This is a genomic window from Marivirga harenae (assembly GCF_030534335.1).
In the GTDB taxonomy this organism is placed as follows: Bacteria; Bacteroidota; Bacteroidia; order Cytophagales; family Cyclobacteriaceae; genus Marivirga; species Marivirga harenae.
On record NZ_CP130565.1, the window covers coordinates 2,687,433 to 2,710,991 of the forward strand.

The following is a 23,559-nucleotide window of genomic DNA, read 5'->3' on the forward strand; positions in this document are numbered from 1 at the left end:
AGGTCTTAAGGTATGCAGTATTTTTTCAAACAGATATACACAGCTTGGTGCGCAATTGTTTTCATTGGCCTTTTTTTGCTGTTATTTCCTTTTTACTTGATAATAATATCTAATAATTCATGGCATAAACACTGTTTTTACCTCAATAAAATTTGGGCAAATGTTGCTTTGTTTTTAGTCGGAATTAAAACACAAATTGAAGGTCTTCAATATTTGGATTCAAAAAAACAATACGTTTATTGCTCCAATCACTTTTCCTTATTAGATATTGTATGTTTTGGTTTTGCGCCCAATCCGGTGGTTTATATTGGCAAAAGTTCGTTAGCTAAAATTCCTTTGTTTGGCTATATGTTCAAGAAATTACATGTGACAGTGAATAGGTCAAGTTTAAAAAATCGTTATGAAGCTCTACAGTCTGCAATTGAAAAAATGGGTGAGGAGCGCTCATTGGTAATGTACCCTGAAGGCGGCATAGTTTCCAAAAATATACCTCAAATGGCCAGATTTAAAGATGGCGCTTTTCGTGCTGCTATCACCAAACAAATTCCGCTGGTCCCTGTGTCTCTTCCGGATAATTGGATAATTTTGCCAGACGAAAAAATCCCACTGATTACGAGACGCAAAATGCGGATGATTTATCATAAGCCTATACCTACAGAAGGACTCAATATGGAGGACGTATCTGCGTTAAAGGAAAAGATTTATCAGGTAATAGAAAATGAATTGAAAACGCGACTGAAAAATGAGCATAGATAAACAGACATTAGAAAAAATTGCACATTTGGCTCGCTTGGAGTTTGATGAAAAATCCGAGGAAAAAATGCTAAAAGATATGAATAATATGCTTTCTTTTGTGGAGAAATTGAAGGAACTGGATACGGACCATGTTGAGCCCTTGCAGTCTATGACATTTGAAATGAATCAATTTCGTGAAGATAAGGTCCAAGACCAATTGGATCATCAAGATGGTTTGAAAAATGCCCCAAATAATGACAAGGACTTTTTTAGGGTACCCAAAGTAATTGAATAAAGGAAGGATGAATAATTTAAATTTTTGGAAAGATTGGCGTAGGAAATATAGGGGCATTTATCAAGTGCTCCTTTTTGTTTTCTTTATCTCAATTCTTTATAGTTTTTACTCGCAATATAATAGTTATGATTTAGCCTTCCCCAAAGACACGGTCAGAAAAACTCAAAGCGTGGAGCTCAGTCTGCATAATGTTCAAGATTTTGTTTTTGATTTGCAGGTTCCCGCGCGTAGTTATATTGTATTTCAGTCTTTTCTTTCCCTTGATTCCGGATTTGAATTAGGAAATACTTACCTGTTACTAGCCATAAATTTTTGTTGTTTTAGCTTCTTAATGACCGCATCTACTTATTTAAGCAGATGGTGGTTTATCATTTTTCAATCCGTATTTGTGATTTGGATTATTACACTGAAACTTCAGTTTTTGAATATTTTCGGTATTGATAACCAGTTATTTACTTTTGTTTTTGTCGGACTAGTCTTAGTAGCAGGTTATTATTTCCATGCCTTTAAAGACGATGCAGGACTTTTCCAAAGATGGCTAATTTTTGCATTGATTCTTATTGCCTTGCTGTCATTAGTTATCATTGGATCAAAAGTAGAGGCACCTGTTGTGTTTATGGCTCATCATGGAATTATAATTCCTGTTATTTTAGCGATTATTTTTATTTTTAATGTTGCCTACGATATCATTCTTCATATTCTCTATTTGCTGGCAGCTAGGAAAAATAATGATGGCAGCTCAAACCTCATGCACTTTTTGATCATTTCCTTGCTTTATTTAATCTATGTTGGGTTGACATTTGCTAAAAATGATAACCTGATCAATATTGAGATTATTTACCTAGATGAATTTTTGCTATTTGGTGTTTCAGCAGTCTTGGGCATTTGGGGCTTTAGAAAAAGAAGCGAATTGATAAATAAACAGTTGATATTTAGACCTTTAGGCGGATATGTTTATTTGGCAATGGGGATCATGGCTTTTTCCGTTTTGACCTGGGTTTTCAGAAATGGAAATGACCCATTGATGGATACATTTGAGGACATGATTGTATTTTCTCATCTTGGTTTTGGTGTTCTTTTCTTCTTTTACGTCCTCTATAATTTTGTAGCTCTACTTAAGGCAGGCCACGGAATTTACCCAGTGGTATTTAGGCCTGTTAATATTCCTTACAATTTAGTTAGGGCTGTCGGTTTTGGTATTGTGGTGGTATTAGTATTAAGGGTTTCTTACCTACCTTATTATCAAGCAGTATCAGGTTACTATGTGAGTCTAGCTGATTATTATCAATATATCGGTGAGGAAGAAAAGGCCACTACCACCTATAAAATTGCACGACAATATGCAGTCACTTCCCATAAGCATAATTTTGAAATTGGAAAGCGTGAGTACGAGGCTAAAAACTGGGCGGAAGCTTCTACCTATTTTTCTCAAGCCAATTTCAAGCGTCCAAGTGTTCAGGCCTACCTCAATAAAGTGCAAGCACAATTAAATGCAAATCTCGTGTTTGAGGCACTCTTTACCTTGGAAGATGCGCAACAGGATTTTCCAGATAATCCTTACGTTCTCAATTTGAAAGGCTTGGTTTATGAAAAGTTAAATAAATCAGACTCTTCTTTTATTTATTTTGATGCAGCAAACCGAGCCGCTAAAAGGGGATTGGCGGCAGATGTGGCTAAAGTCAATAGACTTGCTTTGTTTGCCAAAAAAGGGATAGATGAGGATTTGCCTACGCAAGCAACATTGAGTGAAGGATCGGTGGCATATCAAGCTAATTACTTGGCCTTGGCCAATAGAAAGCGTGATTTTATTGACAGCATTCAACTAGAAGCAAACAAGATTCCGGAATTATTAACTTATAATGACTTTTCGTTTATCTTTAATTACAATATGAATAGGTCATTGGACCACCAAGCCTTCAATTCCGATACCATTGGTTGGTTAGCCAGGTTTTCCGAAAACGAGGCTTTTGAGAAATCGCTTAAATATGCCTCCGCTTATCGATTAAACTATTCGGGAAAAATTAAGGATTCGTATAGTTATGTCTATGAATTAGAGAACGACAATATTTCTGATGCAGGCTATTATTATTTGTTGCATGGGATGTGGTTAATGGAACAAAAAGCATATGCAGAGGCAGCTGAACATTTTGCAAAGGCAGCAGATTTAAAAATGAGCAAAGCGAGTACGTATCGAACTATTGCCTTAATTTTGGATGAAAGATTATTTGAAGCAGCACAGGTGTACAATAAACAATTAGAAACTCAATCAATTTCTCCAGATTTATTCAAAAATGATCCATTATATCAATTTCTTCAAGCTAACCCTGCTCAATTACCAGATAGCTTTAAGTATCTTTGGGTGAAAACCAATTCCTCCTTGCAGGAAGCTGAAAAAGATTCTCTGGAAATGGATTTAGAAAAATCACCCTTCCTTTTTTTGTTGAAATTGAATCGGGCAGAGCGTTGGATCAAGAAGGGGAGTGAGGTTAAGGCAAAAGGACTATTAATGAATATTGATCTGCCTGATGAAGAAACAGGTTTGATTATATATAAAAACAATCTTTTGGCATTATTGGCAACCATTACAGGGGATCAGGAAGTGGCTAAGGAAGTGAACAAAACAATCTTGTCTGAATATCCTTATAATTACCAATTGGTATGGGAATCATCTCAAGAAAAACAAGATTCAGCAGCTTTAAGTGCTCTTATGGAAAGAATGGGAACTGAAAACCCTTATTTTGAAGCAGCAGTTTTACTAAGTGCAGAGTACTTTAATGCACAGGATAATCCTGATAAGGCTTATGAAATATTAGTTGAGTCTAGCCGACTAAATTCAAACAGTACAGACCTACTAAAGGCTTATGCATTGCAAGCCGTGAGTATGAATTTAAGTTCTTATGCTGAAAAGGCATATAATGATTTGGCTCAGCAATTGACGGAAAAAGAATGGGAGGAATTTTCTCAAACATATGAAACTATTAAAGAGGAAGTGGAACAATCACCATGGTAATTTCCGTTTATCACAAATCAATTGTAGATACCATACTTCTGAATTAAATTTTGCGTTGAAACTATCAATAATTAATTATAATAAATGGGACAATCAGTTATTCAAACAGAGGATATAGCTAAAATATATAGAATGGGAACCGAAACAGTGGAGGCACTGAAATCAGTTTCTATCAATATAGATAAAGGAGAATATGTTGCTTTTATGGGGCCTTCAGGATCCGGCAAATCGACTTTAATGAATATCATTGGATGTTTAGATACGCCTACTCGCGGCAGATATCAATTAGCAGGACAAGACGTAAGTGAAACTTCTGAAAATGACCTGGCCGAGATAAGAAATAAAGAAATTGGCTTCGTATTCCAGACATTTAATCTATTGCCGCGGCAATCATCTCTTGAAAATGTGGCGCTTCCATTGGTTTATGCTGGTTTTAGTAAATCAGAAAGAGAAGAACGAGCACTCGAAGTTTTGACTAGTGTAGGATTAGGAGAAAGAGCCTATCATAAGCCAAATGAGCTTTCAGGTGGTCAGCGCCAAAGGGTAGCAATTGCCAGGGCTTTAGTAAATAATCCTAGTATTATTTTAGCTGATGAGCCAACAGGTAATTTGGATAGTAAGACCTCTTATGAAATCATGGAATTATTTCAATATCTACATGATCAGGGAAATACAATTGTAATGGTAACGCATGAGGATGATATCGCGCAATATGCCCATAGGATTATCAGAATGCGAGATGGATTGGTGGAAAGCGATAATATAAATAAAGATATTACCAGGGCTGGAGCTGAGACCGTTTAAGGGGTTCTTAGATTTGTCATATTTTAGTGGAATTATCAACGGTTAAAATCTTTTAAAATCTAATTATATAGTTCGGCTTTTATATTACCGCTTAAAATTCTTAAAATTATTCAATTTTATTCCAACTATCTGTTGTAAGTCAGATTGAATAATTTTAGATTTGAATATGAACGAAATTTCCTACCCAATAAAGTTGTTGATTGCTGATGACCACGAAATTTTGGCCAGTGGGATGTCATCTATTCTTTCCAAAAAAGAAGAATTAGAAATATTGGGAACTGTTTCAAACGGTCAAGAAGTGCTTGATTACTTAGCCAAAAATGAGGTCGATGTAGTGATAATGGATTTGAATATGCCTGTTTTGAATGGCATTGAGGCTACAGAAATTATTAAAAAGAACTTTCCAAAGACGAAGGTTTTGATCCTTTCCATGTTTGATAGAGAAGGCTATATTCAAAATGCCTTAGACGTTGGAGTGGACGGATATGTTTTGAAGAATGTAAGTGAGGAAGAAATTGTATCTGCCGTGCGAAGAATTATGGAAGGAAAAACCTATTTCTCGCAGGATGTTATGGCTAAAATGGCTATGAAAATGAGAGTCTATGGCGAATCTGAAGGTGGGATAAAATTAACCGATACAGAACGTAAAATATTACAATATTTAAGTGAGGGAGACACCTCAGGTGAAATATCGGAAAAATTGGATTTGGCATCAAATACTATCTCCTCATATCGTAAACTATTATTACAAAAATTTGAAGCTAAAAATGTTTCTCATATGGTGAAAATGGCTTATGAGAAAGGCTATTTAGGATAAAATACCAACTCTTATAATGAAATTTTACATCATTGCAGGTGAGCGCTCCGGAGATCTACATGGTAGCAATTTAATTAAGGCACTGAAGCAGCAACGGCCCAATGCCGAAATTCGCTGTTGGGGAGGTGACGCAATGGAAGAAGCAGGAGGAGAGTTGGTTACGCATTACCGAGAAATGGCTTTTATGGGTTTTTTTGAGGTAGTAAAACACCTTGGGACGATTCGTAAAAAAATCAACTTTTGTAAAGAAGATATTCTAAGCTATAAACCGGATGCCATCATCTTAATAGATTATGCCGGTTTCAATATTAGAATTGCCAAATTTGCTAAAGCTAATAATATTCCCGTTCATTATTATATTTCTCCGAAGATTTGGGCTTGGAACCAGAAAAGGGCCTTTAAAATCAAGAAAAATGTGGATTATATGTATGTGATCCTGCCATTTGAAAAGGAGTTTTATAAGCGTTATGACTTTGAAGTAGATTATGTAGGTAATCCCTTATTGGATGCCATCAGAGATTTTAAACCAAGTCAAAATTTTGCTTTTAAAGATAAAAACGTAATAGCGGTACTGCCAGGTAGTCGACAACAGGAAGTAGAGCAGATGATGGAAAATCTCCAAAAAGTGACTGTAGAGTTTTCACAGGAGCATTTTGTGGTAGCAGGTGTTAAAAGTTTGGATAAGACGCTATATTCGAAAATCGAGAATCAGTCGAATGTCAGCTTGATATTTGATCAAACCTACGATTTATTATCAAATTCCAAAGCCGCTCTAGTTACCTCAGGAACTGCAACTTTAGAAACTGCCTTATTCAATGTCCCAGAAGTGGTAGTCTATAAAACGGGTACAATATCCTATGCCATAGCTAAGAAAGTGGTGAAAGTAGAATTTATATCATTGGTCAATTTAATTCTTCAAAAAGAAGCGGTAAAAGAATTGATTCAAGAGAAATTCACTGTAAAAAATATTGCGGATGAATTGAAGCACATACTCCCTAAGGGTCAAAAAAGAGCTCAAATTTTAAACGATTACAAGAATTTAAAAGCCTTGATGGGAGATGAGAATACGTCCCAAAAAACAGCTGGAATGATCTTGGAACGTACTATTTTAGTCGATTTATAACTGATTACCTCTAAAAAAATCAGCAATTTCCATTCTTTTTTTACCCTCTGGCTGGATGATTTCTAATGAGAGAATTCCTGGATTGCATTGTATATGAAGGTAGTTTTTATGGTCTGTAATGAGTTTACCAGCGTCTCCTTTTGAATCATAGTCAATAATAGAAGATTCATGGATTTTGTATTTTTTACCGTTAATAACTGCCCAAGCGGTGGGGAATGGATTTAAGCCTCGCACATAATTGTAAAGCTTTTCCACTGGTTCTGTCCATTGCAATTCTGTATTTTCTTTGAAAAGCTTTGGCGCATGTTTTAAAGTTTGATTTTCATCTTGTGGCCTTAGCTCGTAATTTTCATTTTCTATGGATTTTACTGTTTTTAAAACCAAGGCAGCTCCTTTTTCCATGAGCCTGTTATAGACTTCACCGGTTGTATCAGTGATAGAAATGGACTCTTTTTCCTGCATGATAATACTGCCTGTATCTATTTCATGTTTTAGAAAGAAAGTGGTCAGCCCTGTTTCGGTTTCTCCGTTCATTACCGCCCAATGGATCGGAGCGGCCCCTCGGTATTGCGGAAGGAGGGAGGCATGTAAGTTGAAAGTCCCTATTTCAGGCATAGACCATACAGCTTCCGGCAACATTCTAAAAGCCACCACAATTTGTAAGTGGGCTTTCAAAGAAGCTAATTCTGTTTGAAATTCTGGATCTTTTAAATTAGTAGGTTGCATGACGTTAAGACCTACAGACTCTGCATATTCCTTTACGGGAGATTGAGATAGTTTTTGGCCTCGTCCTTTGGGTTTATCGGGGGCAGTAATGACGGCTGCAATATCATAATTATTTTCTACTAATATTTTCAGTGAAGGCACTGCAAAATCAGGAGTGCCCATATAGACGATTCGTAATTTATTCATAGGCAGCAAAGATAAAAATATAGGATGAATTTCAGGGCAAAATGCTAAGCAAATAGTTTTTGGCTAGCATTCGGTCGGACGGTTTTAACCTTCAAACCGCAAGGAATTAAGCCATTTTCGATTTGTAGGCGTTATCGTCTGCTTCCGAATCTTCCTCTAGTTTACTTTCTTCAACAGGAATTGTCATGACCACGTTAATGCCTTTTCCGGGTTTGGAATTAAAGTAAACCGCCCCACTAATAGTATTAACTCTAGCATAAATACTACGCATACCCATGCCTGAATCCACTACATTCTGGACATCAAAACCCTTTCCATCATCTTCGTAGAAAACATTGATTTCTCCATCCGACTGACTTATTTGTAGGGTGATATTTTCAGCTTCAGCGTGTTTTATGGTATTGTTGATCAATTCCAGTGTGATGTGATAAATATTACGTTCTACCTCCAAGGGTAGTCTTTTTTGCAGTCCGTAAATAGCAATTTCCGCCCGAATTTTTTCGGCCTCATTAATGGTTCTGACCATATCTTTTAAGGCCGTTTCCAATCCAAATCGAGTCAGCATATCAGTGGATAGATTGTGCGATATTTCCCTTGTTTCCTTAATAGCCTCATTAATATTGTTCAGTAGCTTATTTTTAAGGTTGGAGGTAGTCTCATTTTGCTCAGACTGAAATAATAGTTTGATAGAAGATAATCTTGCCCCCAGTCGATCATGCAAATCGCTGGCTATTCGATTTCTCTCTTCTTCCTGTCCGTGCATCATGGCATTGAGTTCTTTCAACTCCTGCTCAGTTTTCATATTGGAGATTTCTTCATTCTTGAGCCTTTTTAAATACTCTTGCTTTTGAATAAAGAACCAGATGGTAGATATGATTAACACCACCAAAGTAATACTGAGCCCTAGAAATAGATTTTTCTGAAAGTTTTTTTCAGCTATGGCCAACTGTTGTTCCTTTATTTCGGCTTCCTTTAGCTCGGTCTCATATTTTGTTTCGAGGTTTTTTACTTCCTGCATTTTTTCTCTGTCATATAGAGAATCTCTTAAATGGTTGAATTCTTGAAATAGAACAGAAGCTTCTTCCACTTGTCCGATTCCCATTTTGGCCTTTACCATATTGGAATAGAGATTCATTTTTCGATTGGGATCTCCTAAATACTCTGCTAATTCTAGACTTTTTTCGTAGTACTCTAAGCTTTCTTTGTATTTCTTTTGTTTGAGGAGAACGTTGCCGATGTTCATTTTTGTTTTAGCGATATCATGTTTATCATCTAAAGCAGTACTAAGGCTTATGGAATTTTGATAATTATCGAGAGCAGCCTCCATGTTATCTTTGGTTTCATACAGAACACCTAAATTATTATACAAATTAGAAAGATTAATTGAATCATTAATTGCCTTAAATGATTCTAATGAGTTTAGATAGTAATGGACCGCGGAATCATAATTGAAAAATTCCGGATCCGTGGATGAAAAGATCAATCCAATATTCATATTAATAATAGCGGACTTTCTATCACTTTGATTTTTTGGCAGTAGTCTTTGGGCCTCCTTGTAATATTTGAGTGCTAGTTTTACGTCTTCTTTAAGATAATAATTAGCAAGATTATTATAGTTTCCTACTAAAGCCTCGTAGTTACTGACCTTATTGTTTATTTTAATTGCTTTGTAAAAATAATTTAATGCATCTTTTCTATTATTAAAACTACTTGAAATTAGGCCTAAGTAGTTATATGATAGTGCAATCCCAACAGAGTCGTCATGCTGGCCATATTGCTCTATGGCTTTTTGGAAATATTGAAAGGAAGAGTCTAATTTATTTTCATATCTTAATTCCTTAGCTTTAATAAAATACTGATTTTCTATTTCTTGTGAGAAATGAATGGAAAAAGTGAGTAAGTTTAAGACTGTGAAAACAAAAAGAAACCTCATCATTGTATAAAATTACAATAATGAGGCCTTAAATAAAAATATTATTCTATTCTTCAATTTCTCCTGCAGAACCTTCACTACATCCAGTACAAGTTTCTGTATCCATATTAGGCTCGTCAATTAATTCACAAGCTGAAAAGGTAAACATGGCTACTATTACTAATGCGTACTTAATTGTTTTTAAAGTTTTCATGTTGTTGTTGTTAAGTGTTCCCTACTATTTAATTATATCACAATATTAGGCTTATTTAACATTCTGTAAAACACCTAATTAGGGGTTTGTTAAACTATTTTCGAGGTGTTTATGATATGACAGAAGGGGTGGGGCTATCCTAGAAGTAAGGTGTTTGAGTACAAGAAAAGGGGTTTTTCTGCCCCATTTTCGAAAGTGTATTAATCTGCTATTATAAATCATATAAAGTATTGATAAACAGAGGTTAATTGGTTATTTTCTTGTTTTTATTGACGAAGTGACAAAATCGAAAATACCACCTGAAACTACCCAAAATGTATAATATTTACCCCCAAAAGGGTATGAAAAATACCCCTTTTTTATTTTTAAATACCCCTTTTCTGGTGTTTTCTAGAAAGTCTGATTGTTCTACCTTTGAATTGTCGCTTATGAATTAATGCATTGTGCATTCAACCAAGATCTTTTATATAGAGCGGCATCACCCGAAGAGACGGGGCATACAAGATGATGGTTAACTTCTCCCCTATTGTTGTTAAGATGTCATTTGTCCCGTCTTTGAGGGTTTTTTTAGTTGCAATAGGTGCTAATAAAAAGAAGTTTATAAATGGTGTAAAAATATAGGGATTAATTTAAAATCTTTGGACTATGAGCTTACCAAAATATTTCAGCAATCCTTATTTTCATCCGCAGCATCAACTACTTCATCAGAAATTAAGTCCGGTTCTAAAAATGCTGTCTGGCCTTACGCAAGCGCCTCAATCTTTTTTAGCTTTATGGGATGAGGATTATCAGCAGCAATATAATTTAGAAACTGAAACTTATGTCCAGTTAAATATTGATTTCAAACTTTTTAAATCCAGATTTTCAAAGCTCAACCCTGAAGTGATTTATGTCCCAAATGTTAGATACCATACTCTTTTCCAAAATATTGATTTCTTTAAATCATTTGTTGATGAAGAACAGCTATTGATTTATCCCCTTGTGGATGGTCATCAACATGCTAAGGGTATAGTGGGTGTAATTTTACCAAAATCTGAAAATCTAGCTTTCGATTTCCTTTTCAAACAAATGGAATCAGTCGGTTCCTATATAAATCAATTATTTCAAGATTATCTTGATCACCAAAAAAGTAGTTTACTTAATCATATAAATTTAGAAGATCTGCCATCATCATTTTTTGAAGCAGAAATTAATCAGAAGCAGGAATTGGTTTTTAGCAATTTCAGCAAAACATTGATGCGAAAGCATCCGACATTTGCAATCGAATGCTCTGCTGAAAAAAGGATGAGCGAGCTGTTAAGCATGACTTTGGCTGACTTTTATGCGCTTATTAATAAAATCAAGGATAAACAGAATATGGAATATGTGTATTCCTGCTCTAACCAGGAAGGAGTAAAGAAATACTTTTTGATCAAATTGCATATTTCTGAGATTAGTTCAAAGGGGTATCGATTTTTAGGCGTTTTAGAAGATTTTACGGTTCAGAAAGCATATAGTAGTGTACTTGATCAAATGATTTTTGATATTTCTCACGTTATGAGAAGACCTGTTGTGACCATGAAGGGGCTGACTAACTTAATTGATATGGATATTTTTGATAAACAAGAACTGACTGAAATCACTAGAAAAATAAAAACTGTTTCAGAGGAAATGGAAGAATATATTGGGGCAATGTTTAAGATATATGAAGCTAAACAGGATGCTATATATCATTTGTGATTTGTGAATTAATTAAACCGAGGCCTTAAAAAGCCTCGGTTTTTTGTTTTTTAGATAATATTTAGTTCTTTCCCCACTTTCGTGAAAGCTTGAATAGCTTTATCCAAATGCTCTGTATCATGAGCCGCAGATAACTGCACCCTTATTCTTGCTTGTTCTTTAGGTACCACAGGATAAAAGAATCCGATTACATAAATCCCCTCTTCTAATAGTCTGTCTGCAAATTTTTGAGAAAGAGATGCATCGTAAACCATAATAGGTACTATAGCAGAATCACCATCTTTTATATCAAAGCCTGCTTTCTTAATGTTTTCTTTAAAGTAATTGATATTATTTTCAAGTTTATCCCTCAACTCAGTCGAACTGCTCAACAAGTCAAAAACAGCTATTGATGCTCCAACAATCGATGGAGCCAATGAGTTGGAAAACAAATAAGGCCTTGATTTTTGTCGCAGCATATCAATAATTTCCTTTCTGCCGGAAGTAAATCCACCCATGGCACCACCTAAAGCTTTTCCAAGTGTGCCTGTAATAATATCCACTCTTCCCATCACATTATTGAGCTCATGTGTTCCTCTTCCAGTCTTTCCTATGAAACCTGTTGCATGACAATCATCTACCATGACTAAGGCATCATATTGCTCGGCCAAATCACAAATTTTATCTAATTGTGCTACATAACCGTCCATGGAGAACACGCCATCAGTCACAATGATTTTACTTTTGGCATCTTTTGCTTTTTTCAACTGCTCTTCTAAGTCTGCCATATCATTATTTTGATAACGATACCTGGCAGCTTTACAAAGCCTTACGCCATCTATTATAGAGGCATGATTCAGAGAATCTGATATGATAGCATCTTCTGGACCTAAAATAGGTTCAAAAACTCCACCATTAGCATCAAAAGCTGCTGCATAAAGAATCGTGTCTTCAGTGCCTAAAAAATCAGCAATCTTTTTTTCAAGTTCCTTGTGAATATCCTGAGTTCCACAAATAAATCGAACGGATGACATCCCAAATCCGTGTGAGTCTAAGGTGCTTTTGGCTGCTTCCAGTACTTTAGGGTGCGAAGAAAGCCCTAAGTAATTATTGGAACAGAAATTTAAAACCTCTTTCCCGCTGTCTGTTTTGATTGCAGCTCCTTGTGGAGTAGTAATAATTCTTTCTCTTTTATAAAGGCCGTCTTTTTTGAGTTGTTCAAGTTCGCCTTGTAATTTTTTCTGAAGATTTCCGTACATATTTCCTGAAATTTTTCTTTTGAACAAAGATAAGCTTCCTTCTACGAATCACCATTAATTAATAAAGTTTTCAAACAGACTGAAAATTTTAAATGTCGATCCAGAAGGTATTATCTCAGTGAATTTTATAATTGATTTCAATATTTACATAAATACGAAGTTATTTATAACCTTTAGCTCATGTCTACATAGAAAGGATTGTATAGATAATTTGTTTAATGAAAATTATCTTTACAGGCCAACTAGCCATTTAAACATTAACTGCAACAACAAAACGAAGTTCGATCTTAAATTATGCATTAATCCCTTAAAGGCATCATTTCATAAATTTTCATTTCATTTTTTCAAAGAAAGAAAAATGATGGAACTCTCAAGTTGGTAATTAATTGAAGCTATCGCACAAATTATGACTTCTTAAAAATTTAGACTTAATATACCGGTAATAGAGTAGTTATATTAATGGAACTCAGGTTAAAATGAATGACAGTTTTAAGAAGTTGAATATCGAAAATTGGTGTTGATAGTTTAATTGGAAGGTTAGAACTTTAATATCTATCTATTTATCAAATATTTGTACAATTGTAATGTTTAAAGGCTAACCCAATTTTCTTAACCGATATATCCCTCTAGTTTTGCTTTATGTTTCAGAATCTGGAGGGTGGATTACTTGTAAATCAAAAAAAATGTTTTTCCGTTAACAACAAAATGGAAAATAGCTTCACGGCTTTTAAGGACTTTTTTGAGTCAGCAAATAATCCCATGTTTATAATTGATTTAGATTCCCATCAACTGCTGAATGTAAATCGTCAATTTGTCAATGAGCAATATTCATCGCAACATGCCCTTAGCTTATTTGAATCAAAATTAAGAGAATGCAATGGTTCACGATCATTTAGTGTGAAGCAAGATGAAAAAATAATTCTGTTTAATATTGTATTTGAGAAGGAGAAAAAAGCTCTTGTTCAAATTTTAGAATCTGAGCCAGAGCCGGCTCAGGAAAATTCTGGTTCTATTCCCTCAAAGCATCCATTTGATGAAATTGCCTCTAATAAGTCATTCATTAACAGATTGCCGTGCGGTATCATACATACAAATAAGAATTTTGAGGCACTTTGGTTCAATGATAAGTTAGAGAAATTATTTGGCCGTGAGATCGAGGAGCAGTTTAACTTTATTGATGCGATTTATGTAAAAAATATATCGCAGTTCTGGGAAAAAATAGAAAAACTGAATTCGGGAGAGGAGCAAGTTAAATTTTCCTTTGTAATTCATAATGTAAAGAAATCGAGTGAGGTTTTCATTAATGCTACGGCCATGGCGGTAGGAAAGGACCAGCAACTACAAGATGGTTTTGTTTTTATTTTAGAAGACAAAACTGAAAATATGCATTTCTCTGAAGAAATTACTAAACAAAATTTGGCCTTGAATCAGATCAATCACGAGTTGGATAAATTTCTTTATAGTGTATCGCACAACATAAGAGGACCTATCGCTTCATTAGAAGGTTTATTAAAGGTTATTGAAATCTCTGATGTAAATACAGTTAATGAATTACAGCATCATCTTAGGTTGAATCTAAGACTATTAAATGGTTTTGTGAGTGACATCAATAATGTTGCAACTAATATTCACACTCATGTTAATTATGAAGAAGTCAATCTTAGGGATATTTTAGAACAAACGGTATTATTTGTTGATGATATTTATGAAATCAAACCAAATATTAATTTTGAAATTCCTGCTTCGTACAGCATAAAAACAGATTCAAACCGTTTTGGTATGGTAATTAAATCTTTATTGAAGAACAGTTTTCAATATAGAGATAGCCGTAAAGATGATTTTAGAATCGATTTTAAAGTAAAGCAAAATGAAGATTTCCATTTAATTGAAATTATAGATAATGGTATTGGTATTCCAGATAAAGTAATGCCATACGTCTTTGATATGTTTTACAGAGGAACAGAGCTATCAAGTGGAAATGGAATGGGACTGTATAATAGTAGGGAAATATTGAAGAAAATAGGAGGCACAATGAATATTGAAAGTAAAGACCGGGAATGGACAAAAGTTAAGATTTATGTCCCTATGCATGTTTAAGTAAAGAGATTAGTAGTGAAAAAGCCTCATTGATTTTAAAATCAATGAGGCTTTTTCACTAGACTGTTTTGAATTTATTCTCCTAATATAAAGTATAAACCAAAAGTAGGAGCAAAAGTATTGGTTCCTAAATTTATTCCATTTGAAACAGTGGTCGTATTTCCGCCAGCTGGAGTAACAGCATTTCTGCTAAATGAAATCATATTTAACTCAAAATTAAATCCGACTTTGGACCCTGGAGTAAAAAGTATTCCGGGGTTAAGACCAAGATTAAATGAAGAACGATCATTCAAATCTGTTCTATCATTTCCGTTGATGGCAGTAGATCCCCCAAAACCAAAACCAATTCTAGCAGCACCATATAAGTGAACATTTTCTCCTAATCCGAAATAGTATCTTGCTTCAGGACTAAATGAAATGCTATTTGTTCTCACATAGTCATCTTCTCCTAAGTTATTTCTTTGAGTTGTAAATCCCACTGCTCCACCAACTGATAAATTATCACTTAAGAAATACTGTGCATTAGGCAATAATCTTATTTCTTGAAAGTCAGCATTCTCTATATTCTGAAATTGAGCACTACCGCCAATTAGAATACTTCCACTTCCTAATTGAGCAAAAGCTTGCTGAGAAAAGATTATAACGAGCAAAATCAAAGTTACTTTTTTCATATATTTTTTTTCTATTTTAGTTGTACTGCAATATTAACTGAAAGATTCAAGATTTATTATATCATGTATTATTTTACCATAAATAATAAAAAAGCACAGACCAATCTATTGATCTGTGCTATGAACAGTGAAATATGCGTCTTTAAATTTTATCGGATATTCAATCCCATACCAACTGAAAGTGTATTGTACTTTTGTATCGTGTAATCAACATTTAATGCCAAGACCCACAAAATCTTTACTCGTGCACCAACAGTAAATCTAGGTCCACCGCTACCATCGAAAGTTAAATCAATTGGATCTGTAACGGTATAAGATTCTCCTCCTCCGGAAAATTCATAATCACCTTTCATAGCGAAATTTGATCTCACAATATTTACTCCGAGACCCGCATATGGGGTGAAAAATAATAGCTTTTTTGAAATTATAGCTTGAATAGTTGTTGCACTGGCACCGAATTCTGCAAATTGACCTTGACTCTCATCAATTTGGTAATTAGTTGAAATTCTATTGAAACCAATTAATCCAGACAGATCAAAAGGTAATAATTTCATTCCCGGGATCCATTGTTTGAAATCATGTTTTACTCCAAACCCGAATGATTGAAAACTAAAATCCCCAACATTTATTTCTGGTGTAAATCTGATTATTAAGTCAGTACTTTTAACAATTCCAATTCCTAGCTGTACAGTAGGGGTTGGAATAGCTAAAGGACCAGGATAATCCAAATCTCCCAGTATACCGTCTGGTGCACCAATATTCTCCGTGTACGAAACGCTTTGACCTGCTGCGATTTCTCTCTCTCCACTTATCTGTAGCTGCTGATTTGTACTACTTCCTACAAAAGTAGGTAAGCTGGTATTACTTGGGTCGGCTAGTGATATATTATCATATTCTGAAGCCACGAACTCAAATGTTTTTGCCGCATCCGGGATAGTGGCCATATTGATATTGAAAGTCAAATCAAATCCCAAGGTCTTATGCGGTTTTGCCGTGTTATACCAACCATTCGCTAAACCATTACCTATTGAGGTAGCCACTGGGTTCATATAATGTTCTAAATAGGTATTGGCATCTGCCACTCCTGAATTTACAACTTGCTCAAAGTCTTGCGCTTGAGTATCATTCAAGTTAGCTAAACTATAAATAGCTAAAATTATTCCTGTAAATATTCTTTTCATAGTGTTGTGTTTTGGTGATACATATGTATAAAAGTATTGAATTTTTATTGAATTTTTTAATTTTAATATTCTTCACTTCATTAAACCTAAAAAAATATTTTTATTCGAAAGTACTGAATAGTTTTTCTCAACATACTCTCGACCTTTTTTTCCTAACTGATTTCGTAAATTATAGTCTTCTATTAGATCTGATAATTTCTGTGTCCATTCCTTTTCATTTGTTGCAGAATACCCAGCTCTGCTTTCTGTAAGTAATTTTTCATTAACTCCGACCGGTGATCCCACAATAGGTTTTTTAACTGCCATATATTGCAATAATTTAAAACCACATTTTCCCTGACTCCAAATATCATTGCTTAGTGGCATGATACCGATATCTATTTTATTTAAGTCTTCTATCTCTGACCTTTTACTCCATGGTATAAACCGCATGTAATGGACATCAAAATCAGGCTTTTGGTTGGAAATTACCAACAATTCAAAGTCATAATTAGTCGAGAGTTGATCTAAAACAGGTAGGACTAGTTTTAAATATTGGAGTGTAGAATGCGTTCCAGTCCAACCAATAACGGTTTTTTCGGAGTCTTTTTTTTCCAAAGCTCGGTGGTAAGTTGTATCTATAGTAGTTGGATTAACTACAACTTTATCATTGTATTTTTTGGCAAATTCAGCTAAATATTCGTTCCCACAACTCACCTTATAGCTCCACTTACAGATATTTCTGACTTTCGATTTCCATTTTAAAACTGCTTTTAAGCTACCTTTTTCGCCAGGGTCTTCTAGCCAAATTGCATCATCGAAATCATAGATGATTTTTTTTCTCCATATAAAGCGAACAATCCATTCAAAAAAGGGCGGGCCTACTGGAGATGCTTCTCTATGGATAAATATAAACTCATAAGAATGAAGCTGAAATAACAATAAAAAGCGTTTGATAAAAGATATGATAAGCCATGCTATTTTTTTGGCGCTATTTCCTGATTTATAGAGGATTTTCCAGGCTTTAAGATTTAAAAATGGGGCTAATCGAAATGCATATGCTTCATTTTTTATGATGTTGAGATATTGCTCATATCGAAAACGCTGACTAGGAGCTTCATCAAAAGGGTAGGGGCAAATAAAAAGTATTTTACGAGGCTTCATTTATTCTGGTATCCTGATTTCTCCAGTCCCCATGTGAACACATGATCCACCTACTAAAACTTTGGATATTTTTCCGTCTTCCTGCACTATCTGCATTTTTATTTGGCTTGGCCTACCCATTTCGTATCCCTGTTCACCAATGGATAATTCACTTAAATCAGCAATGTTGTAGTTATGTATATAAGAGGCTAAAGGACCGTGGGCGCTTCCTGTTGCAGGGTCTTCAGGTACTCCAATATGGGGTGCAAACATACGGCTATGAGTCAGATGATTTTTATCCTCCGTTTCCATAGTGAAAGCCATTACACCCGTGATAAAAATTTCATCTAAAATCTCAGTAAAAAGCTCATTGTTTAGTTTTAGGTTTTTTACTGAATTTAATGTTTGAATTGGAACCATTAAAAATGGATTTCCACAATTCACTATTCTGCAGGGAAAATCTTTTGAAATCTCCTCTTCTTCAACTGAAAGAAGCGAGGCAACAAGTTTTTTGTCTTTGAAGCTCTGTTCAAATTTAGGTAATGGTTGCTCCATTAGTATTTTAGAAATCTCCATATCGTGCTGCTCGAATTGGACCTTAATCTTTCCAATATTTTGTTCTAGCAATAGTTCATTAGCTTTCTTAGGCTTTATTCCTTTTTCTTTTAATAAGTAATATGAAGTGCCAATTGTAGGGTGACCGGCAGTGGGCAATTCCATTCCAGGCGTGAAAATTCGCATTTTAATATCAGCTTCGGCACTAGGTTTGTTCAAGAAAACTGATTCCGATAAATTTAATTCTTTTGCTATTTTTTGCATTTGTTCAGCACTCAAGCCTTCGGCATTATCGAAAATTGCCAGTGGGTTTCCGCCAAAAGGCTCTGAAGTAAAAACATCAATAAGCTTAAATTTTATTGTCTTAGCCATATCCGAAATTAAGAAAAAAGATTAAGGAAAATAGTAATATTAACTAATCGTATGTTTATGCCTAAGAAAAAAAATGGCTCAACTTAATTAAAAGTTGAGCCATTTGTAATAATTGTAATAGAGCTTTATTTATCATCTCCTTTTTTACCGCCAGATGATTTTTTAGCCGAACTTGATCCTTTATCACTTCCGGATATTGAATCTCTCATGTCAGTATCAGCTTGAATATTTTGCATTCTGTAGTAATCCATAATTCCCAAATTACCGCTTCTAAATGATTCAGCGATAGCTTGAGGAACCTGTGCCTCTGCTTCAATTACTTTTGCTCTAGCTTCTTGTGCTTTGGCTTTCATTTCTTGCTCTTCTGCAACCGCCATCGCTCTTCTTTCCTCTGCTTTGGCTTCAGCTACTTTTAAGTCGGCAGATGCTTGGTCTGTTTGTAGTTTCGCTCCAATATTGGCTCCTACATCCACATCTGCAATATCAATAGATAGAATTTCAAAAGCAGTTCCTGCATCCAAACCTCTTTGCAATACTAATTTCGATATCTTATCAGGGTTTTCCAATACGTTTTTATGTGAATTAGCAGAACCAATTGAAGTTACGATACCTTCACCCACTCTGGCTAGAATAGTATCTTCTCCTGCTCCCCCGACCAATTGTTGAATGTTAGCTCTAACAGTAACTCTTGCAATCGCAATTAATTGAATACCATCTGCCGCAACTGCTGCTACTTTAGGGGTAGTGATTACTTTCGGATTAACTGAAATTTGAACTGCTTCAAATACATCTCTACCTGCTAAGTCAATTGCAGTGGCTTGTTTGAATCCTAGTGTAATATTGGCCTTATCTGCAGATATTAATGCCTTGATGACATTGGGTACATTACCACCGGCCAGGTAGTGGGTTTCCAGTTCATTGGTGGTCACTTCTAATCCAGCTTTGGTCGCAGTAATCATTGATTCCACTATAATTCGAGGAGGAACCTTTCTGATTCGCATAAAAACCAGTTCGAATAAACCTACTTTAACACCTGAGAAAATTGCAGTAATCCACAGGTTTATAGGTACAAAGTACAGGAATACGAAAAATAAGACTATTCCTGCTATAACAATAAAAATTAATGAAGTGTCCATATTATTTAATTGGTTCTACAAATATTCGTTTTGAATCTATTCTAATTATTTGAATTTCTTGCCCAGCACCGATCCACTCTCCCTTGCTTCTGACCTCGTAAATCTTGCCAAAAATTTCGGCTTTTCCAATTGGTTTTAAATCGGAAACTGTTTTTCCTTTTTCACCTACTTGAAAAGAGAATATATCTTCATCATTCACCTTACTTTTAATGCTTGATTTTAAAGAAAACCGATCCCAAGAATTGGATTTAAAACTGTAAACAATTCCAAGGATTGTAACTAGAGCAGTACCTGCAACGGTCCAATAGCCTGCAACATTTCCATAGTCATCAAAAACCATGAAAATCCCCACAATAGTGAGCAGAAGACCAATTACGCCCACGAAAGTTGTACCAGGTACAAAAATCAATTCGGCAATTATTAGCAGTAAACCAGCAAGGATTAGAAAAATAATTCCTATCATAGTTTAAAATTAAGCCTAAAAATAATTAAAATCAGTAAGCTTTTGCAAAAAGCACTCTTTTATTTGAAGGCTTACCTGAATAAATGCATTTTCCATTTTCTTCTTTAGCGTCCAACGGAATACAGCGGATTGTGGCTTTAGTTTCTTCTTTTATTTTTTCCTCAGTTTCTGCAGTCCCATCCCAATGTGCACTGATGAAACCACCTGTTTTCTCGAGTTGAGATTTAAACTCCTCATAAGAATCTACTTTATAGGTATTGGAAGTTCTAAAATCTAAAGCTTTTTTATAGATATTGTTTTGAATCAATTCTAATGTGTTCTCAATAGTGGATTCAATACCCTCGATATTAACGGTTTGCTTTTCTTTAGTGTCTCTTCTTGCTAATTCTACCGTACCATTAGCCAAATCTCTAGGGCCAATGGCAATTCTTAATGGAACTCCTTTCAATTCCCATTCTGCAAACTTAAATCCAGGCTTATGAGTATCTCTATCGTCAAACTTTACAGAAATCCTTTTCTTTTTTAATGTCTTTTTTAGCTTTTCAGCTACTTCAGCTATTTTATTTTGTTCTTCTTCTGTTTTGAAGATAGGAACTATAACGACCTGTATTGGTGCCAATCTTGGTGGCAAAACCAATCCTTCATCATCAGAATGAGCCATAACCAATGCGCCCATCAATCGAGTACTTACGCCCCAGGAAGTACCCCAAACAAACTCTTGTTTTCCTTCCTTCGTAGCAAATTTTACATCAAAGGCTTTGGCAAAATTTTGACCTAAGAAGTGAGAAGTGCCTGCCTGTAAGGCTTTTCCATCTTGCATTAATCCTTCAATGCAATAGGTTTCCATGGCACCTGCAAACCTTTCACTTTCAGATTTTAAACCTTTGATTACTGGTAAAGCCATAAATTCTTCTGCGAATTCGGCATATACGTTAATCATTGTTTCAGTTTCTTCAATAGCCTCTTGCTTGGTAGCATGAGCGGTATGGCCCTCTTGCCACAAGAATTCAGCTGTTCTTAAAAACAAGCGAGTTCTCATTTCCCATCTTACTACATTTGCCCATTGATTGACTAGTAATGGTAAGTCTCGATATGATTGCACCCAGGTTTTGTAGGTGTTCCAGATTATGGTCTCTGAGGTAGGCCTAACAATGAGCTCTTCTTCCAGTTTTGCATCAGGATCTACTACAATTCCTTTCCCATTTTCATCATTTTTTAATCGGTAATGAGTAACAACTGCACATTCTTTAGCAAAACCTTCAACATGATCTGCCTCCTTGCTTAAATATGATTTAGGAATAAATAGAGGGAAATAAGCATTCTGATGTCCTGTTTCTTTGAACATATCATCCAATTCTCTTTGCATTTTTTCCCAAATTGAAAATCCATAAGGTTTTATAATCATGCACCCTCTTACTGCAGAATTTTCAGCCAAATCTGCTTTTTTCACTAATTCATTGTACCATAGTGAATAATCTTCACTTCTTTTTGGTAATACTTTCGCCATTTTATAATTTTTGGTATGAAGTTTGTATCAATATTCTTGATTAATATCTCGAATGATTTTCATATATTGAAATCAATTTACAATATTAATCGTTGTAAAATTAGAAACATTAAATTATGTAGCCATGAAAACCTTAAGCTTTATATTACTTATCAGTATATTTATTATTCCAGAGGTCGGATTTGGACAATCTGATCTGAAGGTAGAAAACGATGATTTGTACTTTACTTCTAAAGATAGAAAGGTATTAAACGAGAAAATTGCCTTAGAAGAAAAGCGTAAGGCTGAGGAATTAAAAAAATCAGGCTACGCTTATGATCAATTTGAATCTTCCAATGAAGGCTTAAATGATTTAAAAAGCAATGAAAAGAAACAAAATGCCGAATTAAATCAGGAGCCACCTGTTGCAGAGCAGTCAGAAGAGCAAGGATGGTATTATGATGAAAATGCAGCAAGAAGAGGTTTAAATCCTCAGACTGGTCAAACTCAAATCCATAATTACTATGGTGGAATGAATCCAATGATGTATGGTTGGAACGATCCGTGGATGTATGGTGGAATGAATCCGATGATGTATGGAGGGTTTTATGACCCATTCATGTTCCGCCCTGGTTTTAACGTTGGGTTTGGATTTAATTCCTGGGGAAGGAATTCATGGTCAATTGGATACGGTCGAGGCTTCTATGATCCGTTCTATGACCCATTCTTCGACCCTTATTGGGGAAGTCCGTTTGCGTACAGGAACTCATGGAGAAGACCATTTTGGGGTTCAAGCTACGGATGGGGTTACAATAATGGATATAGAAACGGCTTCTATGATGGTTATAATGTAGGACTTTATAATGGTCATTTATTAGCTGATAATACTTTGAATAGGAGAAGTAGAACTTATACCAGTAATCCACGAGTTAGCAGATCTGCTACGAATGCTAGAGTGGCTAGTAGTAGGACAAGAAATGTAAGCGATAATTATAGTGTAAGCAGAAATGTGGGAACGGAAAGAAGTAGAAGCGCATTGCAAGTGGCGGACAGGTCAGCTAGAACCAACAATGTCTCTAGCAGATCAAGTGCTACAGCAAGAACGGCTAGTGTTAACAATGCTAATAGCTCGATGTATAGCAGAACTTCAAGAACGGCACAGTATGCTCGCTCTGCATCTGACAATAATGTACGAACTGCTTCTTACTCTGGGAATAGAGGTAGAACGGTTGCAAACAATGCCTCAACTGTAAGTAGAGCAAATACCAGTGCTAATAATAGTTCTAGATACTATAATAGTTCCAGAACTAATAGATCTTCATACTCCTCAGGAAGAAGCTCTAGTAATAATAGAAGCGCAACCTTTGGAAATAGCTCAAATAGAAGCAGTAGTTCTTTTGGAAGATCATCAGGATCTAGCAATAGCTCCTACGGAAGATCGTCCAATAGTTCAAGTAGAAGTTCTTCTTTTGGGAGATCATCTTCAAGCTCTAGAAGTAGTAGTTCAGTGGGAAGATCTTCATCTTCTAGTAGATCTTCCTCTGGTAGCAGCTCAAGAAGTAGTGGCTCATCTAGAAGCAGCTCATCATCTAGAGGCGGAAGAGGTGGATGATAATATATAAAGCACCTTATACCAAGGTGCTTTTTTTATTAACGTTATCTAATTATATCCTTAAAAATTTCTTTGAGAATACAGG

20 protein-coding genes are annotated in these 23,559 nt (G+C 35.2%); 9 read left to right on the plus strand and 11 right to left on the minus strand.

The window, feature by feature from the left end; genetic code table 11:
* Positions 1 to 12: 12 nt before the first annotated feature.
* The 6 genes from Q3Y49_RS11650 to lpxB all read left to right on the plus strand — a co-directional run bounded on the left by Q3Y49_RS11650 (position 13) and on the right by lpxB (position 6,784).
* A complete protein-coding gene (locus Q3Y49_RS11650) occupies positions 13 to 756 on the plus strand; it encodes a lysophospholipid acyltransferase family protein (RefSeq protein ID WP_303268362.1) in 744 nt (247 codons plus the stop codon).
* Complete coding sequence (gene gatC / locus Q3Y49_RS11655) at positions 743 to 1,030, plus strand: Asp-tRNA(Asn)/Glu-tRNA(Gln) amidotransferase subunit GatC (protein ID WP_303268363.1); 288 nt, start codon at positions 743 to 745, stop codon at positions 1,028 to 1,030. The genes Q3Y49_RS11650 and gatC overlap by 14 nt, the downstream gene beginning before the upstream one ends.
* Positions 1,031 to 1,037: 7 nt before the next feature.
* Positions 1,038 to 4,040, plus strand: a complete 3,003-nt coding sequence (locus Q3Y49_RS11660) for a tetratricopeptide repeat protein (RefSeq protein ID WP_303268364.1) — start codon at positions 1,038 to 1,040, stop codon at positions 4,038 to 4,040.
* Positions 4,041 to 4,124: 84 nt separating this feature from the next.
* The gene (locus Q3Y49_RS11665; protein ID WP_303268365.1) at positions 4,125 to 4,844 is read left to right on the plus strand and encodes an ABC transporter ATP-binding protein; all 720 of its coding nucleotides are present in this window, start codon (positions 4,125 to 4,127) and stop codon (positions 4,842 to 4,844) included.
* A 166-nt stretch (positions 4,845 to 5,010) separates the two neighbouring features.
* Positions 5,011 to 5,661, plus strand: coding sequence for a response regulator transcription factor (locus tag Q3Y49_RS11670; protein ID WP_303268366.1), 651 nt, complete (start codon positions 5,011 to 5,013; stop codon positions 5,659 to 5,661).
* A gap of 16 nt (positions 5,662 to 5,677) precedes the next feature.
* A complete protein-coding gene (lpxB, locus tag Q3Y49_RS11675) occupies positions 5,678 to 6,784 on the plus strand; it encodes a lipid-A-disaccharide synthase (RefSeq protein ID WP_303268368.1) in 1,107 nt (368 codons plus the stop codon).
* Here the strand turns inward: lpxB and fmt are convergent.
* From fmt to Q3Y49_RS11690, 3 genes are all read right to left on the minus strand, one after another.
* Positions 6,779 to 7,696 (minus strand): methionyl-tRNA formyltransferase, encoded by a 918-nt coding sequence (fmt, locus tag Q3Y49_RS11680; RefSeq protein WP_303268369.1) that lies wholly within the window; start codon positions 7,694 to 7,696, stop codon positions 6,779 to 6,781. The genes lpxB and fmt overlap by 6 nt on opposite strands.
* Before the next feature lie 106 nt (positions 7,697 to 7,802).
* A complete protein-coding gene (locus tag Q3Y49_RS11685) occupies positions 7,803 to 9,632 on the minus strand; it encodes a tetratricopeptide repeat protein (RefSeq protein WP_303268370.1) in 1,830 nt (609 codons plus the stop codon).
* A gap of 43 nt (positions 9,633 to 9,675) precedes the next feature.
* Positions 9,676 to 9,822, minus strand: a complete 147-nt coding sequence (locus tag Q3Y49_RS11690; protein WP_303268372.1) for a hypothetical protein — start codon at positions 9,820 to 9,822, stop codon at positions 9,676 to 9,678.
* 645 nt (positions 9,823 to 10,467) lie between these two features.
* Between Q3Y49_RS11690 and Q3Y49_RS11695 the strand changes: the two genes are divergently transcribed.
* A complete protein-coding gene (locus Q3Y49_RS11695; RefSeq protein WP_303268373.1) occupies positions 10,468 to 11,541 on the plus strand; it encodes a hypothetical protein in 1,074 nt (357 codons plus the stop codon).
* Positions 11,542 to 11,591: 50 nt separating this feature from the next.
* On the opposite strand, the gene kbl is transcribed toward Q3Y49_RS11695, so the two are convergent.
* A complete protein-coding gene (gene kbl / locus Q3Y49_RS11700; protein ID WP_303268374.1) occupies positions 11,592 to 12,779 on the minus strand; it encodes a glycine C-acetyltransferase in 1,188 nt (395 codons plus the stop codon).
* Between the two features lie 705 nt (positions 12,780 to 13,484).
* Between kbl and Q3Y49_RS11705 the strand changes: the two genes are divergently transcribed.
* Positions 13,485 to 14,876 carry a sensor histidine kinase gene (locus tag Q3Y49_RS11705; protein ID WP_303268375.1) on the plus strand — a complete coding sequence of 464 codons (1,392 nt, stop codon included), beginning with the start codon at positions 13,485 to 13,487 and terminating at the stop codon, positions 14,874 to 14,876.
* 74 nt (positions 14,877 to 14,950) lie between these two features.
* On the opposite strand, the gene Q3Y49_RS11710 is transcribed toward Q3Y49_RS11705, so the two are convergent.
* The 7 genes from Q3Y49_RS11710 to proS all read right to left on the minus strand — a co-directional run bounded on the left by Q3Y49_RS11710 (position 14,951) and on the right by proS (position 21,883).
* Complete coding sequence (locus Q3Y49_RS11710; RefSeq protein ID WP_303268376.1) at positions 14,951 to 15,547, minus strand: outer membrane beta-barrel protein; 597 nt, start codon at positions 15,545 to 15,547, stop codon at positions 14,951 to 14,953.
* A gap of 149 nt (positions 15,548 to 15,696) precedes the next feature.
* Positions 15,697 to 16,728, minus strand: coding sequence for a DUF6588 family protein (locus tag Q3Y49_RS11715; protein ID WP_303268377.1), 1,032 nt, complete (start codon positions 16,726 to 16,728; stop codon positions 15,697 to 15,699).
* 72 nt (positions 16,729 to 16,800) lie between these two features.
* Positions 16,801 to 17,871: a glycosyltransferase gene (locus tag Q3Y49_RS11720; protein ID WP_303268378.1), complete on the minus strand. Its 1,071-nt coding sequence runs from the start codon at positions 17,869 to 17,871 to the stop codon at positions 16,801 to 16,803.
* Complete coding sequence (locus tag Q3Y49_RS11725; RefSeq protein WP_303268379.1) at positions 17,872 to 18,777, minus strand: PhzF family phenazine biosynthesis protein; 906 nt, start codon at positions 18,775 to 18,777, stop codon at positions 17,872 to 17,874.
* Between the two features lie 125 nt (positions 18,778 to 18,902).
* Positions 18,903 to 19,913: a flotillin-like protein FloA gene (gene floA / locus Q3Y49_RS11730; RefSeq protein WP_013455820.1), complete on the minus strand. Its 1,011-nt coding sequence runs from the start codon at positions 19,911 to 19,913 to the stop codon at positions 18,903 to 18,905.
* Position 19,914: 1 nt separating this feature from the next.
* Complete coding sequence (locus Q3Y49_RS11735) at positions 19,915 to 20,376, minus strand: NfeD family protein (protein ID WP_303268380.1); 462 nt, start codon at positions 20,374 to 20,376, stop codon at positions 19,915 to 19,917.
* A gap of 31 nt (positions 20,377 to 20,407) precedes the next feature.
* Positions 20,408 to 21,883 carry a proline--tRNA ligase gene (gene proS / locus Q3Y49_RS11740; protein ID WP_303268381.1) on the minus strand — a complete coding sequence of 492 codons (1,476 nt, stop codon included), beginning with the start codon at positions 21,881 to 21,883 and terminating at the stop codon, positions 20,408 to 20,410.
* Between the two features lie 124 nt (positions 21,884 to 22,007).
* Here proS and Q3Y49_RS11745 point away from each other — a divergent pair, with 124 nt between their 5' ends.
* Entirely contained in the window at positions 22,008 to 23,474 is a 1,467-nt protein-coding gene (locus Q3Y49_RS11745; RefSeq protein WP_303268382.1) for a hypothetical protein, read from the plus strand.
* Positions 23,475 to 23,559: the final 85 nt, after the last annotated feature.

Coding starts and splice junctions, on each gene's coding strand:
- Q3Y49_RS11650 (WP_303268362.1), top strand. CDS start 13: ATGCAGTATTTTTTCAAACAGATATACACAGCTTGGTGCGCAATTGTT.
- Q3Y49_RS11725 (WP_303268379.1), bottom strand. CDS start 18,777: ATGGCTAAGACAATAAAATTTAAGCTTATTGATGTTTTTACTTCAGAG.
- Q3Y49_RS11735 (WP_303268380.1), bottom strand. CDS start 20,376: ATGATAGGAATTATTTTTCTAATCCTTGCTGGTTTACTGCTAATAATT.
- fmt (WP_303268369.1), bottom strand. CDS start 7,696: ATGAATAAATTACGAATCGTCTATATGGGCACTCCTGATTTTGCAGTG.
- gatC (WP_303268363.1), top strand. CDS start 743: ATGAGCATAGATAAACAGACATTAGAAAAAATTGCACATTTGGCTCGC.
- Q3Y49_RS11690 (WP_303268372.1), bottom strand. CDS start 9,822: ATGAAAACTTTAAAAACAATTAAGTACGCATTAGTAATAGTAGCCATG.
- kbl (WP_303268374.1), bottom strand. CDS start 12,779: ATGTACGGAAATCTTCAGAAAAAATTACAAGGCGAACTTGAACAACTC.
- Q3Y49_RS11670 (WP_303268366.1), top strand. CDS start 5,011: ATGAACGAAATTTCCTACCCAATAAAGTTGTTGATTGCTGATGACCAC.
- proS (WP_303268381.1), bottom strand. CDS start 21,883: ATGGCGAAAGTATTACCAAAAAGAAGTGAAGATTATTCACTATGGTAC.
- Q3Y49_RS11710 (WP_303268376.1), bottom strand. CDS start 15,547: ATGAAAAAAGTAACTTTGATTTTGCTCGTTATAATCTTTTCTCAGCAA.
- Q3Y49_RS11715 (WP_303268377.1), bottom strand. CDS start 16,728: ATGAAAAGAATATTTACAGGAATAATTTTAGCTATTTATAGTTTAGCT.
- Q3Y49_RS11685 (WP_303268370.1), bottom strand. CDS start 9,632: ATGATGAGGTTTCTTTTTGTTTTCACAGTCTTAAACTTACTCACTTTT.
- Q3Y49_RS11660 (WP_303268364.1), top strand. CDS start 1,038: ATGAATAATTTAAATTTTTGGAAAGATTGGCGTAGGAAATATAGGGGC.
- Q3Y49_RS11695 (WP_303268373.1), top strand. CDS start 10,468: ATGAGCTTACCAAAATATTTCAGCAATCCTTATTTTCATCCGCAGCAT.
- floA (WP_013455820.1), bottom strand. CDS start 19,913: ATGGACACTTCATTAATTTTTATTGTTATAGCAGGAATAGTCTTATTT.
- lpxB (WP_303268368.1), top strand. CDS start 5,678: ATGAAATTTTACATCATTGCAGGTGAGCGCTCCGGAGATCTACATGGT.
- Q3Y49_RS11705 (WP_303268375.1), top strand. CDS start 13,485: ATGGAAAATAGCTTCACGGCTTTTAAGGACTTTTTTGAGTCAGCAAAT.
- Q3Y49_RS11665 (WP_303268365.1), top strand. CDS start 4,125: ATGGGACAATCAGTTATTCAAACAGAGGATATAGCTAAAATATATAGA.
- Q3Y49_RS11745 (WP_303268382.1), top strand. CDS start 22,008: ATGAAAACCTTAAGCTTTATATTACTTATCAGTATATTTATTATTCCA.
- Q3Y49_RS11720 (WP_303268378.1), bottom strand. CDS start 17,871: ATGAAGCCTCGTAAAATACTTTTTATTTGCCCCTACCCTTTTGATGAA.